This is a genomic window from Pseudomonas sp. LM13 (assembly GCF_041381355.1).
GTDB lineage: Bacteria > Pseudomonadota > Gammaproteobacteria > Pseudomonadales > Pseudomonadaceae > Stutzerimonas > Stutzerimonas frequens.
The window spans coordinates 46,467-59,175 of sequence record NZ_JACBXH010000008.1 but is presented as its reverse complement, the minus strand read 5'-3'; the positions used below and the strand labels follow the sequence as shown (position 1 = coordinate 59,175).

At 63.5% G+C, this 12,709-nt stretch carries 12 protein-coding genes; 4 read left to right on the top strand and 8 right to left on the bottom strand.

The annotated features are described in order from the left end of the window. Nucleotides 1-6: 6 nt before the first annotated feature. The 7 genes from HZR81_RS08340 to folE form a co-directional block, all read right to left on the bottom strand. Nucleotides 7-2,646, bottom strand: a complete 2,640-nt coding sequence (locus tag HZR81_RS08340) for an EAL domain-containing protein (RefSeq protein ID WP_500127810.1) — start codon at nt 2,644-2,646, stop codon at nt 7-9. Between the two features lie 151 nt (nt 2,647-2,797). Further along, nucleotides 2,798-3,238, bottom strand: a complete 441-nt coding sequence (locus HZR81_RS08335) for a PAS domain-containing protein (protein WP_500127809.1) — start codon at nt 3,236-3,238, stop codon at nt 2,798-2,800. A gap of 76 nt (nt 3,239-3,314) precedes the next feature. Further along, complete coding sequence (locus tag HZR81_RS08330; RefSeq protein ID WP_500127808.1) at nt 3,315-3,842, bottom strand: DUF3833 domain-containing protein; 528 nt, start codon at nt 3,840-3,842, stop codon at nt 3,315-3,317. Beyond that, nucleotides 3,839-5,077 (bottom strand): MFS transporter, encoded by a 1,239-nt coding sequence (locus HZR81_RS08325; protein WP_200599677.1) that lies wholly within the window; start codon nt 5,075-5,077, stop codon nt 3,839-3,841. The genes HZR81_RS08330 and HZR81_RS08325 overlap by 4 nt, the downstream gene beginning before the upstream one ends. After that, nucleotides 5,074-5,595: a chalcone isomerase family protein gene (locus HZR81_RS08320; RefSeq protein WP_063543194.1), complete on the bottom strand. Its 522-nt coding sequence runs from the start codon at nt 5,593-5,595 to the stop codon at nt 5,074-5,076. The genes HZR81_RS08325 and HZR81_RS08320 overlap by 4 nt, the downstream gene beginning before the upstream one ends. Before the next feature lie 9 nt (nt 5,596-5,604). Further along, the gene (gene folX / locus HZR81_RS08315) at nt 5,605-5,976 is read right to left on the bottom strand and encodes a dihydroneopterin triphosphate 2'-epimerase (protein WP_500127807.1); all 372 of its coding nucleotides are present in this window, start codon (nt 5,974-5,976) and stop codon (nt 5,605-5,607) included. After that, nucleotides 5,976-6,533: a GTP cyclohydrolase I FolE gene (folE, locus tag HZR81_RS08310; RefSeq protein ID WP_063543190.1), complete on the bottom strand. Its 558-nt coding sequence runs from the start codon at nt 6,531-6,533 to the stop codon at nt 5,976-5,978. Before folE ends, folX begins: the two co-directional genes overlap by 1 nt. A gap of 213 nt (nt 6,534-6,746) precedes the next feature. On the opposite strand from folE, the gene HZR81_RS08305 reads away from it, so the two are divergent. Continuing rightward, nucleotides 6,747-7,058 (top strand): DUF6482 family protein, encoded by a 312-nt coding sequence (locus HZR81_RS08305; RefSeq protein ID WP_500127806.1) that lies wholly within the window; start codon nt 6,747-6,749, stop codon nt 7,056-7,058. Here HZR81_RS08305 and HZR81_RS08300 read toward each other — a convergent pair. Then, complete coding sequence (locus tag HZR81_RS08300) at nt 7,055-7,501, bottom strand: thiol-disulfide oxidoreductase DCC family protein (protein WP_152481235.1); 447 nt, start codon at nt 7,499-7,501, stop codon at nt 7,055-7,057. The two genes, HZR81_RS08305 and HZR81_RS08300, sit on opposite strands and share 4 nt — an antisense overlap. A 94-nt stretch (nt 7,502-7,595) precedes the next feature. On the opposite strand from HZR81_RS08300, the gene HZR81_RS08295 reads away from it, so the two are divergent. From HZR81_RS08295 to HZR81_RS08285, 3 genes are all read left to right on the top strand, one after another. After that, entirely contained in the window at nt 7,596-8,543 is a 948-nt protein-coding gene (locus HZR81_RS08295) for a MerR family transcriptional regulator (RefSeq protein WP_110777177.1), read from the top strand. Nucleotides 8,544-8,577: 34 nt separating this feature from the next. Continuing rightward, nucleotides 8,578-11,112, top strand: a complete 2,535-nt coding sequence (gene pqqF / locus HZR81_RS08290; protein ID WP_500127805.1) for a pyrroloquinoline quinone biosynthesis protein PqqF — start codon at nt 8,578-8,580, stop codon at nt 11,110-11,112. A gap of 250 nt (nt 11,113-11,362) precedes the next feature. Next, nucleotides 11,363-12,550 (top strand): porin, encoded by a 1,188-nt coding sequence (locus HZR81_RS08285; protein WP_500127804.1) that lies wholly within the window; start codon nt 11,363-11,365, stop codon nt 12,548-12,550. Nucleotides 12,551-12,709: the final 159 nt, after the last annotated feature.

Genomic DNA, 12,709 nt, shown 5'->3' with positions numbered 1-12,709 from the left:
TGCCGCTCAGGCCACGTGATCGATGAACATTCGCTCGAACTCGTCCATCGCCATCGGTCTTCCGAACAGATAACCCTGAAAACGGTGACAACCGTTGCCGAGCAGCACTGTCCGCTGGGCCTCGCTTTCGACCCCTTCGGCGACGACTTCCAGCCCAAGCCCGGCTGCCAGGGCGCAGATGGCGCGTACGATGGTCAGGCTGCTGGCATCTTCGGGCAGGCCGCGAATGAAGGTCTGGTCGATCTTCAATTGATCCAGCGGCAGTTGCTGCAGATAGCTCATCGACGAATAGCCGGTACCGAAGTCGTCAATGGCGAAGCGGATGCCGTGCTGCTTGAGCTGCGTCATGCGGGCGATCGCCTCGGGCATGTTGTCCAGCAGCAGGGTTTCGGTCAGTTCGAGCTTGAGCCTGGACGGATTGGCACCGCTGCTTCGCAACAGTTCGAGCAGGTTGGCGACAAAGCTGTCCTGATAGAGCAGATGCGCGCTCAGGTTCACTGAAAGGGTAAGCCCGGCGAACGCCGGTTGTTTCTCCCAGAGTGCCAATTGTTCGCAGGCCTTGCCGAGCACCTGTTGGTCCAGCGCATGGATCAGCCCGGCGTGTTCGGCCTGGGCGATGAATGCACCGGGCGCGAGCAGCCCGCGCTGCGGATGCTGCCAGCGCACCAGTGCCTCGGCGCCGACGATGCCCGCGTGCTGTTCCAGCTGGGGCTGCAAGTGCAGGATGAACTCGCCGTTCTTCAAGCCCTGGCGGATCTCATCCTCCAGGCGCAGACGCTCCTGCACGGCCAGTTGCATGCGCGGGTCGAAGAAGCGCAAGGCGTTCTTGCCGGATATCTTGGCTTCATACATCGACATGTCGGCACGTTTCATCAGTTCGTCGCTGGTGCTGCTCTCCGTGCCGAACAGCACCACGCCGATGCTTGCGCTGCTGTAGAGACCGAGGTTGTCCATACGGTACGGTAAATCCAGCGAACTGAGCAGCTTCATGCCGATGTGTTCGGCCTGCGAGGCCGCCTGTAACGGGTCGGGGCCGAGATTCTCGAGCATTACCACGAACTCGTCGCCGCCCAGTCGAGCCACGGTATCGCTGCCGCGAACCTCTTTGTGCAGGCGCTCGGCAGCCAGGCGCAGCACCTGGTCGCCGGTCTGATGGCCATGCAGATCATTGATGTTCTTGAAGTTGTCCAGATCGATGAACATCAGGGCGCCGAGTTCGCCGTTTCGCCGGCTGGCGGCCATTGCCTGGTGCAGCCGATCCAGCAGCAGCCGACGATTGGGCAGGCCGGTGAGTGGGTCATAGAAGGCGAGGTTGTGAATACGCTCTTCGGCCGCCTTGCGATCGGTGATGTCGGTGAAGGCGGCCACATAGTGCGTCACCTCGCCAAGGGAATTGCGCACAGCGCTGATCGTCAGCCACTCGGGATAGATCTCGCCGCTCTTGCGCCGATTCCAAACCTCGCCTTCCCAGGCCCCGGTCGTCTCGATGCTGGTCCACATCGCCCGGTAGAACTCGCGGCCGTGCTTGCCGGAAGCGAGCAGGGCGGTAGTGTTGCCAATGGCTTCTTCGGGTGTGAAGCCGCTGATACGCGTGAAAGCGCCGTTGACGCGCAAAATCCGGTTCTGCGCGTCGGTGATGAGCATGCCTTGCTGGGACTCGAAGGCAATCGCCGCAATCCGCCGCTCCAGTTCGGTGTTGAACAGCTCGGTGATGTCGCGGCTCAGCCAGACCACCGCGCGCTTGTATCCTGGCGGTTGCTCCAGAGGCAGCGCACGGCCTTCGAACACGCGCTGACCCACCCGTGTCGGCAGGCTGTATTCCATTAGTTGAGGCGTGTCGCTTTCGAGCGTCTGCTGGATGAAGTCAAGAAAGCGCTGCTGCTCTGCCTCTGGCATCACTTCTTGCACCTTCTTGCCGCGCAGCCGGATGGCGTCGCCATACAGCAGGTTGCGTTCGGAGCAGATGACCTCCAGGCAATGGCCGTCCTCGTCGACCACCAGCAGCGGATCGGGGATTGCCTGGCCGATGGCGCGCAGCCGCGCTTCGCTCAGCCTGAGTGCCTGTTCGATCTGGCTGCGTTCGAGCAGGTCCTTGAGCAGTACGCCGAGGATTGCGGTCGCGAGGGGCAGAGCCAGCAGTACCGGCACGGCGATTTCTCGCACCGCAGCGGGCCCGAGGTCGCCGGGTGCCATCAACGCTACCAGCGCCAGCACACCCAGATGCAGCAGCACGCCGAAGGCGAGCAGCTGCCAGAAGCCGATGCCGAACAGGCGCTTGCGATACGCGCAGCAGTAGGCCAGCCCGAGCGCGATCGGCAGCAGAATATTGGCGATTCCCGGGACTACGCCGGGCCCACCAAGCCACAGGCGATAGGCGGCCGCCAGCGTGCCGGCGATGGCAGCCACCAGTGGCCCGCCAAACAGGCCGGCCATGCTCAGCACCACGGTGCGCGCGTCGAGAATGATGCCGGTCTCGCTGACGCTGGTCATCAGCATGCCGATGATGCAGGCACTGCCGAACCAGAGCCCGGCAAGCAATTGTGCAGAGAGCTGACCGCTCCGGTTCCAGCTGCGGGTGGTGAACGCGAGCAGCCAGCAGAGAGCGAGCAGCATGACCGCGTTTTGTACAACGGAATTTAGGGTCAAGACATCATCCTAGGGTATGCATACCCACATCAGGATTGGTGAAATGGCTATCTGCCATTATTCCACAGTCAAGCGACCGGACGGTAACTGGGAGAAAGGGCGCGGGGCGCGCTGCGGGCGCGGCGCGCCGGGAGGGGCGTGTGTGGGTGGTTCAGGCCTGACCGAGTTGGGCCTTGAGTTCGCGGATCTCTGCCTCGAGCGCTTCGACCCGCTGTAGTGCGTCCACCTCGGCGGTGACGTCCTTCTGGATGCCGATAAAGTAGGTCAGCTGATCGGCCTCGTTGAACACCGGCGTGATGGAAAGCTCATTCCAGAATGGTGTGCCGTCCTTGCGGTAGTTGCGGATGATCTGACGGCACGGCTGGTTGTTCTTCACCGCCTCGCGGATGGCCTGCAGGCCCGGCTGGTCGCGGTCGTCGCCCTGCAGGAAGCGGCAGTCGCGGTAGAGGATATCGTCCACCGCGTAGCCGGTCAGCCGCTCGAACGCCGGGTTGGCGTAGATCAGGATGTTGTCGTCGCCCTCCTGCTCGGCGACCACGATTCCATCGTTGGAGGCTTCGATAACCAGTTGCAGCAGCTTGGCGTTGATCATGTGGCGACATCCTGAAGGGTCATGCGGCGCATTCTAGAACAACTTGACCCAATCAGTGCCCTGCCATGCGGCTCGTTCAATCACCGCGCTTGCGGAAAAACAGCGTGACCTGGCCCACCTCAACGCCGAACTTGCTCATGAACGAACGGTTGGCCAGCGTGTTTTCGTCGATCAGGTACATCCAGTCGTTCAGGTGTACGTCGTAAACCTTGCCATCCACCGGCAGGCTGAGTATGTAGCGCCAGCGCAGGGTATTGCCGGCCACTTCACCAACGGCTTCGCCGACGACGTCTGCGGCCGTGCCGCGCCAGTGTCCGGGGCGTTCCTCGGTCAGGGTCCAGACGCGTTGCTGGGTGGTGCCGTCGCTGTAGCGGAACTGTTCGTCGAGGATCAGCTTGTCGCCATCAAGGCTGCCTTCGATCTCGACATGGAAGCGCTTGACCACCTCGCCGGAGCGCTTCTGGAACATGCCCCAGGCATCCACCGTGCCGACGAAGTACCGGCGCAGATCCAGCTGCGGTTCCTCGTTGCGGTAGTGTTCGACGTCGACGGCGGTGCAGCTGAGCAACATCAGGCAGCAAGCCAGGATCAATAGCTTTTTCATGGTTGCGTTTCTCCGCAGGGCAGGGATGTGAGCAGCCGCGCCGCCAGCAGCTTCAGCAGGCAGGGCAGGCCGGCGTAGACCAGCGCAAGGTTCCAGCCGGCCGCAATGCCCGGTTGGTAGTCGCTTAGCGCCAGCAATGGCAGAGCGAGACCGGCGAGTGCCAGCGCCAGCTTGGCGAGAAAGCTCCACAGGCCGAAGTAGGCAGCGGTCGAGTCGCGCTCATCGACCGGGATGATGTCGGCCAGCAGTGCCGGTGGCAGCGCCAGGTCCGCCCCGAGGGCGAGGCCGGAAAGGATGCATACCGCCCCGTAGGCCCACGCGGAACCGGGTTCCAGCAGCACCGCCCAGATAAACGCGGCGCAGGCGGTGAGCATGCCGATCCGCCAGCTGCGTCGTTTGCCGATGCGATCGGCCAGGCGGGTCCAGAGTGGAAGGCCAAGGGCGCCACTGACGAAGTAGAGCGCCAGGAAGAGTCCGGTCAAGCGAGCCAGTTGCAGGCGATCAGCAATGAAGAAAAGCGCCAGCGTGGCGGGAATTGCCACGGCGACCGCATTGATGAAATACACGCCCGCCAACCGTCGAAAGGCCGGGTTGCGCAATGGCTGTCGCCAGTTGCCAGTATCGGCGCGTACGGCTCGCTGCGGTCGAGGCGCGGCGAACAGCAGCGCTCCGGTGCCGATGTAAAGCAGTACGGCGAAGGTCACCGCGAACGCAGCGAGCCCGGTCGCCATGCCGTATCGATTCGCTATCGCGCTCGGCAGCACGCTGGCCAGCACCACGCCGAAAAGCCCGGCGCCTTCGCGCCAGGCGGCGACCCGGGTCCGGGTGTTGGGGTGATCGGATAGCCGGGCGCCCCAGGCCAGATAGGTGATGTTGACCAAGCTGTGCAAGGTGTAGGTGAGTGCCAGCAAACCACCCAGCCATGCGGCGAGCGCGAAGGTGCCAAGGCCGCCCGGTGGAATCAGCAGGGCCGCCATAGCCAGGCTCAGCAGCGCGGCGGCAGCAGCGAGCAGGGCGGTCCAGCCGCGCGGCGAGCGGCGATCGATCAGGCGACCGAGCCAGGGGTCCTGCACGGTGTCCAGCAGCCGCGCTAGGAACAACACGGCACCGGTCAACGTGAGCCCAAGCCCGAGGTCCGCTGCATAGAAATTCGGCACCAGTACGTAGATCGGCAGCATGGCCATTGCCAACGGCAGGCCGAGTACGCCGTACGCTGCCAGCGCCCTGTTCTTCACGGCTCACCCAGCAGGTTGCGCCGCAGTTTCTGGTCGCGGCTGCGTGGATCGAGCCAGATGGCGAAGAAGGCATCGGCGAACAGCGGATCCGCCACCTCGTGATGTAGGCGGTCGTTGACGTAGAACCGACAGCCCTGGCCGGGCAGGTAGACCCCGGTGATGCGTTCGCCCGGCGTGACGTCGACGAAGGCCTGCTGCATCTCGACACGCCACTGGCGAAGCTGCGTGGAGTCGAGCGTTGCGCCGGCCAGCCTCTGGATTTCTTCCAGACTGGTACGAACGAAGTCGTCACGGCTGATGGCGCGGTGGTAGGTCAGTTCCAGGGCGAAGGGCGTCTGCGGTCGCAGCGGGCTCGTGGGGCTCCACAGTCGTGCATCGTAGATGCGAAAACCGAAGAAGCGCAGCTGGCCTTCGCCCACCAGCCGGGCGTCGGGCAGCACCTCGCGCCAGCTGGCTGACGCGACGGCGGGCAGCAGCCACAGCGTGCAGAGCAGGGCGATCAGCGGGCGGCGGCTCATGGCACGGACTCAGCGGCTTCCCGCCAGGGTTATCGATACCGAGTCGGCGAAGCGCAGCGCATGGGGCTTGTCGACTTCCACCTCGGCACAGCACACCGCTGGGTGCACCATCACCAGGTCGAGGATTTCCTGGGTCATGCGCTCGAGCAGCGCGAAACGGTTCTGCTCGACATGACGAATGATCGATTTGGTGATGGTGCGGTAGTTGAGCGCCTGCTCGATGTCGTTTTCACGCACCGCCTCTACGGCGCCGTAGAGAATCGTCAGATTGATCAGCACATCCTGTCGGTTGAGGATCTCGTCCTCGTTGATGCCGATGTATGTACGCAGGCGCAGGTCCTTTACGCGAATGCGCGCCATACCGGGTTCCAGGCGCGGCATCACTGGCCCCGCCCGATCAGCTGGAGGAATTCCATGCGTGTGTTGCAGGAGCTGCGGAAGGCGCCGAGCATCACCGAGGTGTTCATCACCGAGTTCTGCTTCTCGACGCCGCGCATCATCATGCACATGTGCTTGGCCTCGATGACCACCGCGACGCCAGCCGCGCCGGTGACTTCCTGGATGGCCTCGGCGATCTGGCGGGTCAGGTTTTCCTGGATCTGCAGGCGGCGGGCGAACATGTCGACGATCCGCGCGACCTTCGACAACCCGAGCACGCGGCCGGTAGGGATGTAGGCCACGTGTGCCTTACCGATGAAAGGCAGGATGTGGTGTTCACACAGCGAGTAGAGCTCGATGTCCTTGACGATCACCATCTCGTCATTGTCCGAAGCGAACAGCGCGCCGTTGACGATTTCCTCAAGGCTGCGCTGGTAACCACCACACAGGTATTGCATGGCCTTGGCCGCGCGCAGCGGGGTGTCGCGCAGGCCTTCACGCTCCGGGTTCTCGCCGAGGCCGGACAGTATTTCGCGGTAGTGACCAGATAGATCGTTCATGACGAATTCCTTTGTGAAACGCGCTTGCGTTGGTGGGCGCGCTTGGAAGCGAAGCGCTGGTGCCGATAAAGCTATACGAAGATATAATCTTGTACAACTAAATGTATAGGAATACGCTGCGCTTCAACGAGCATAAGCCTAGGGGCGGGCATCCCAGCGCTGCCTGCACCGGCCTGCGTTGTGCAAATCGGGAGATCTGTAAAGGAATCGGCGGTGAAGAAGCTATCCAGGTTCGGGTTGTGTTTAGCGCTGCTCAGGGGAAAAGTCGCACGGGTCGAGCTGCATGGCTTGCGTTGCTGCGGATACAGCGTCTGGGTGATCGACCGACAGGGCCAGCGACGGCAGTTTGCCGAAGGTGAGCGTAGCGTCTGGCCTGATCAGGGCAGCCTGAAGCGGGTTTTGCGCGGCGTGGGTGTGCGTGAAGTCTATTGGCGTCAGGTGGTCAGCCATGACGAGATGATCGGTCGCCCCGGTTGCAGTGAGCCCGAGGCAGGTCTGCCGGTGCCGTTGCGTGCAGAAGGTTAGTCCAGCTTGTCGGCTCTCCCCGACATCTCATGCGGTTTGCCGGCAAGATTGCATTGCGTGCCGCAGCGGCTGGCACCGTCGGGATGCGGCAGCCAGTCCAGGTGCGGTCTCGCCAGGCTGAACAGCCAGTAGGCCAGCAGTAGCAATGGGCGCAGTGGCCGCCAACCGAGCGGGGCGGCCCAGACGCCATGCCCGGCCAGCCGCCAGCTCCAGTAGGTCGCGTCGACGCCGGTCAGCCACTGGCCGCTGGCGCTGCGTGCATGCAGGCGCCGCTGTAGCTGGTTCAGCTCGCACCCGAGGCCGTCCGGGTTGAAGTCCGGTGCACTGATATCCACCAGCAGGAGCTTCGCGGGGTCTGCCTGGCGCTCCAGCCAGCGCACCTCGCGCGCGCAGAGCGGGCAGCTGCGATCAACGAAGAGCGTCAGCGGCAAATCGGGCGACATTTCATCGCATCTCACGTTTGTACAATGTTTGTAGAGGGTATGTCGGGAAACGCTGAGTTACAATCGCTGCACTCTTTTCGAACGAGCCGCCCTCATGACCGATTCTTCCGGCGCTTCGACCCTCGCTGCCAATGCCTTCAATCAGCAGGACCTGTTCCCCATACGCGAGGTTTCGCGACTGACCGGTGTCAATCCGGTCACGTTGCGGGCATGGGAACGTCGCTATGGCCTGATCCGGCCTACCCGCACCGATAGTGGCCATCGTCTCTACTCGATGGCCGACGTGGAGGCGGTGCGCAGCATCCTCGCCTGGACCGAGCGAGGCGTGGCGGTCAGCAAGGTCGGTAGCATCCTCGCCCGCAGTGCGGCTGGGCGTGATGCCGACGAGCCGGTCGTCGCGGCGAACAACGAGTGGGGCGAGTGGCAGGAGCAGCTGCGCGAGGCGGTAAGCAGCTTCGATGAGACTCGTCTGGAGCAGCTCTACGGTCAGATTTTCTCCACCTATCCGCCGACGGTGGTGTTTCAGGATGTGCTGCTGCCTATCTGGCAGGAGCTGCTTTTGCGACAGGACGAGTTCGGCCGCACCAGCGAGTGGCTGTTTCTCGATGCGTTCCTGCGGGCCCGCGTACTGCAACGCTTGCAACTCTCACGTATTCACTCTGCCGAGCGCGTCCTGCTCGCAGCCATGCCGGGGCAGGGCCGCGAGTTGGAACTGCTGGTCACCGGGTTGATGCTGAGTGGCGACAGCCTGGCTGTCAGCGTGTTGCCCATTGGCCAGCCCCTTGAGGAACTGGCGCTGGTCTGCGACAAGATGAAACCGCAGGCATTGGTGCTGTTTTCCAACGTTCCCCATCGCGAAGCGCAGTTGCGTCAGCTCAACAAGCTGTCGCTCGGTATCGATTGCCCGCTGGCGCTGGCTGGCGAGGCGGCTGAGCTGGCCCGTGAAGCCCTGACCGGATCACCGATAGCCTGCCTGGGCAACTCCGGCAAGCTGATGCAACGGCGGCTACGGCAGTTCCTTGCCGGCCAGCTGGATACCTGATCGCTACGAGCGCGTTCCGCGCCCAGGGTGAACCATGACTGCGAGCGGCCTGCCGACCTCCTTACCTCCCGAGCGAGTGACGCTGCCCGGCGAGTTGCAGCTGGGATTCATCGCGCTACCAACCGGCAGCCAGGCCGCCGCGCTGGTGCGTGTGCACGCCGGCTCGCATGACGCGCCCGAACAGTACCCGGGATTGGCGCACTTTCTCGAGCACCTGCTATTTCTCGGCAGTGAAGCCTACCCGCAGGATCGGAGCCTGATGCCTTTCGTGCAGGGCTGTGGCGGCCAGCTGAATGCGTCGACGCGCGAGCGGCACACCGATTATTTCTTCCAGGTCCCCGCCGATGCGTTTGGCGAGGCGCTCAAGCGATTGCTCGAAATGCTGGCCCGTCCGCTGCTCGACCCGGCGGCGCAATTACGTGAGCGGGAAGTCCTGCAAGCGGAGTTCCTCGCGCGCGGCCGCGACCGGGAAACCCTCAGCGATGCCGCAATCGGTACCGCGCTGGAATCGCACCCGTTCAGCGCTTTTCACGCCGGCAATCGCGAAACCCTGCCCGTGGAAGAGCCGGCTTTCCAGCAGGCACTGCGCGACTACCATCGACGCTTCTATCATGCGGGGCAGATGGAGCTGCTGGTCGCGGCGCCGTGCAGCATCGAGGTCTTGCAGGCCTATCTCGACTGCAGCGAATGCCGGCTGCCCGCTGCGCCGCCGGTCCGGCGAACGGTCCCTCCACTGCCCGCCGGTTGCGGTGCCTCGCTGAGGCTGATGGTCACCAACGCTCGTCCTTGCCTGATTCTGGCGTTCTCGCTGGACCAGATGCCGGATGCAACCTGCGTGGCGCTGGATCTCCTTGGCACCTGGCTGACATCACAGGCGCCCGATAGCCTGCTGGCCACGCTGCGCGAGACAGGCTGGTGCGAAACGGCGACGTTGCGCGTGCCTTACTGGCATGAAAATCAGGGCGTGATCAGCCTGGAGTTGCAGCTGACCGGCCAAGGCATGGCCGCCCGTGCGCAGATCGTCGCGGCGGTCCGCGAATGGCTGTGCTTCATGACCGAGCAGGCTGACTGGGGCAGGCTCTGGGATGACTTCGTGCGTATCCGCGAACGAGGCCTGCTGGTCAAGGAGCCCTTGGCGCGCCTGCGCTACTGGATCGATCCCGCTGCCTGGCGACCAACCATCGAGAGCGCTGGCGTGCAGCGCGCGTTCGTGGCCCTGGGCTCACGGTTGCAGAGCCAGCCGCCAATCGTGCTGACAGTTACCGACGGGGCCGATGGGCAACAAATTGACTGTTCCGCTGCGCATGGCGGCTTCACCCTGGCGCTGGGGCACGAGCCGCTGCCGGAGATGGAGCCGCGCACCTGGCCCTGGCGCCTCCCCGCGGCCAATCGCTGGCTGACGGAGCGACCGACGCCACGCGTGGCATCGGTATTGCCGCCGAGCTTGTGCTGGCTGGAACCTGCCGCTGATTCAGGGGGGCAGGCTGCGCTTTACCTTCGCTGGCGCTTTGCCCCGCACGCTCCTGGCGAGTGTCTTTGGCACATAGTGCGGTCGGCGTTGCGGCCCTACCTTGCGGCTGCGGTGCAGGCAGGGGTGGAGGTGCGCTTCGAAGACTTTGGCCGCAGCTGGTGTCTGGCGCTGTTCGGCTATGCCGAAGCGCTGCCACTCGTGCTGCAAGACCTGCTTCCGGTACTGCGGGCGCCTTCGCCGGATGCCGTGCGCGAAGGCCTACGCCTGTTCGATGAGGCCCGGTCGCCTTCCGCCGACGAGCTCCTGATTCGCCAACTGATGCGGCGTCTGCCACTACTGCTGGAGCGGACTGCAAACGAAAGTGGGGTAGCCGAAGGCGAGGCCGATCTCGCCGGCGCCTGGCGGCATGCGCACTGGGATGCTTTGGTCATGGGGCTGCCCGCAGCGCTGAGTGGGCCGCTGCAGGATGTTCTGCAAGCGCTGCCAGGCGTGCCCGAGGTCGCTGTCGTAGGTGCGCTAGGAGACACTTCCGCGCGCTACCTCTGGTCTCGCTTCGGCGACCCTGGCGAGGAAACCGCGCTGGTGCTGTTCTGTCCGTTGCCGACACGCTCAATCGCCATCGAGGCCGGCTGGCGGCAGCTGGCCCTGCTGATGGAAGGGGCGTTCTTTCGCCGCTTGCGTAGCGAATTGCAGCTGGGCTACGCGGTGTTCTCCGGCTTCCGTCAGTTCGGTGAGCACGCCGGTATCGTTTTCGCCGTGCAATCGCCGACGGCTTCGGCTGCGGAAATTCTGCGGCACATCGAGGAGTTTCTCTGCTCCTTCGACGACGCCCTGGACTCTGCCGGGGCAGACGCGCTCGCGTCTGGCGGTGACTCGGCAGGCGGCTCGACCCAGGATTTGCGTCGCCGCGCCGAGGATAACTGGCAAGCCCAACTGGCCGGGTTGGGTCCGGAGCATCCGGCTGCTGTCGCCGCCGCGATGAAGACGCAGGAGCTCCGGGACATCGCCGCACAGCTGCAGGCGCTGCGCAGTGCCGCAGGCGGTTGGCGAGTCATTGCCAACACCGATGCGCCGGATGCGCGCTGGCTACAGCGCTGATATCAGCTCGTCTCTCTTTCCGTCGATTCAGTTCATCGCCACTGCATGGCAGTCGGTGTCCGGCACTGCTTTGGGTGTAAGACCCATGGTTCGTTCGGTGGGTGTGGGGGAGGGCATGCTTTGCGCGCAAGACCAGGACCGCGGCGAAAGTACTAGCCTTTCGCCGCTATCGCAGCGTATGGGGACGCCGAGACCGTTTCGATAATCGCCTCCGACACGACCCCTACGTCGTCCATAAGCGGAGAGCGCCATGCACAACAACAAAAAAGCCACTAGAACACTGCTGCCGCTGGCCCTGGCCAGTGCCGTCGCCATGTCGATCAGCCAGACTGCCCTGGCCGAGATCGTGCTGTACGATCAGAACGACATGACCTTTTCGACCGACGGCTACTTCAACACCTTCTACGTCAACAGTGATGTGGACCGCACCGGTGATCAGTTTGATCGCAAGCAGTCGCGGGTAAAGATGGGCTTCCTGCCTAATTACATCGGCTTCAATTTTGGCAAGCAGATCGACGATTTGAAGCTCGGTGGTCGCTCGTCCTTCTGGGTGACCATCAACGATAGCGATACCAATGGCACCGCCACAGCAATTGACGTTCGTCAGTTCTACGGCACCGCATCGAACGAGCAGTGGGGCGAAGTGCTGTTCGGTAAGGATTTCGGCCTGTTCGCCCGCTCCAACATCCTGCTCGACGAGATGCTCACCGGCTACGGCCAGGTCAGCGACGTGCTCGGCCTGGTCGATTTTGGGGGCGTATCCTTCGGCAACATTGGCACCGGCTACCCGTACCCGTTCCCGACCTCGCAGATCACCTACCGCTCGCCGGTAATGAACGGCCTGCGTATCGCCGCAGGCATCATGGATCCGGTGGATACTACCGACGATGCAAGCACTGCGTTGGATGAGGCCTATCAGGAAGCACCACGCTTCGAAACCGAAATCACTTACCAGTTCGACCTTGGCGGCACCCAGTTCTACACCTGGGTCAACGGCATGCAGCAGAGCTCGGACAATACCGACAGCACAGTCGAGGAGGTCGACTCCAAGGGCGTCGGCTACGGCGTGCAGGCGAAGATGGGCAATCTTTCCCTGACCGCCTCGGGCTTCCAGGCCGAAGGCATCAACCCGTTCTACACCAACAACGCTGGCGAGGCGCAGCTGCGCGAAGTTGACAGCGACGGCTACCTGCTGCAAGGCTCCTATCGTTTCGGCAAGAACCGCGTGGCGCTGTCCTACGGCAAGACCAAGGATGACGGCAATGGGCTAGGCACCGCAGCTGACTATGAAACCCGCGGTATCGCGCTGTTCCACGACGTCAACGACAATCTGAAGCTGGTCGCCGAGCTGAACCAGCTCGAGATTGAAGGCAAGGACACCGACCGGTTTGACGAAGAAACCCGCACCTTCGCAGTGGGTGCCGCGCTGAGCTTCTAAGCTGAGTACAGGGCGCGGATGGCAGCCGAACCGTAGGTCGCGTCATCCGTTGCGATGCAGTGGTAGGTACGTTGATCGTCCCCACGCCCTCGATGCAGAGCAACCGCTGCATCCTGAAAGGCTGGCCCCCGCGAGGGGGTCAGCCTTTTTTCGCTATCT

Excerpts from the sequence above, each read along its gene's own strand:
- pqqF (WP_500127805.1), top strand. The coding sequence starts at position 8,578 with ATGACTGCGAGCGGCCTGCCGACCTCCTTACCTCCCGAGCGAGTGACG.
- HZR81_RS08295 (WP_110777177.1), top strand. The coding sequence starts at position 7,596 with ATGACCGATTCTTCCGGCGCTTCGACCCTCGCTGCCAATGCCTTCAAT.
- HZR81_RS08285 (WP_500127804.1), top strand. The coding sequence starts at position 11,363 with ATGCACAACAACAAAAAAGCCACTAGAACACTGCTGCCGCTGGCCCTG.
- HZR81_RS08330 (WP_500127808.1), bottom strand. The coding sequence starts at position 3,842 with ATGAAAAAGCTATTGATCCTGGCTTGCTGCCTGATGTTGCTCAGCTGC.
- folX (WP_500127807.1), bottom strand. The coding sequence starts at position 5,976 with ATGCCGCGCCTGGAACCCGGTATGGCGCGCATTCGCGTAAAGGACCTG.
- folE (WP_063543190.1), bottom strand. The coding sequence starts at position 6,533 with ATGAACGATCTATCTGGTCACTACCGCGAAATACTGTCCGGCCTCGGC.
- HZR81_RS08320 (WP_063543194.1), bottom strand. The coding sequence starts at position 5,595 with ATGAGCCGCCGCCCGCTGATCGCCCTGCTCTGCACGCTGTGGCTGCTG.
- HZR81_RS08300 (WP_152481235.1), bottom strand. The coding sequence starts at position 7,501 with ATGTCGCCCGATTTGCCGCTGACGCTCTTCGTTGATCGCAGCTGCCCG.
- HZR81_RS08335 (WP_500127809.1), bottom strand. The coding sequence starts at position 3,238 with ATGATCAACGCCAAGCTGCTGCAACTGGTTATCGAAGCCTCCAACGAT.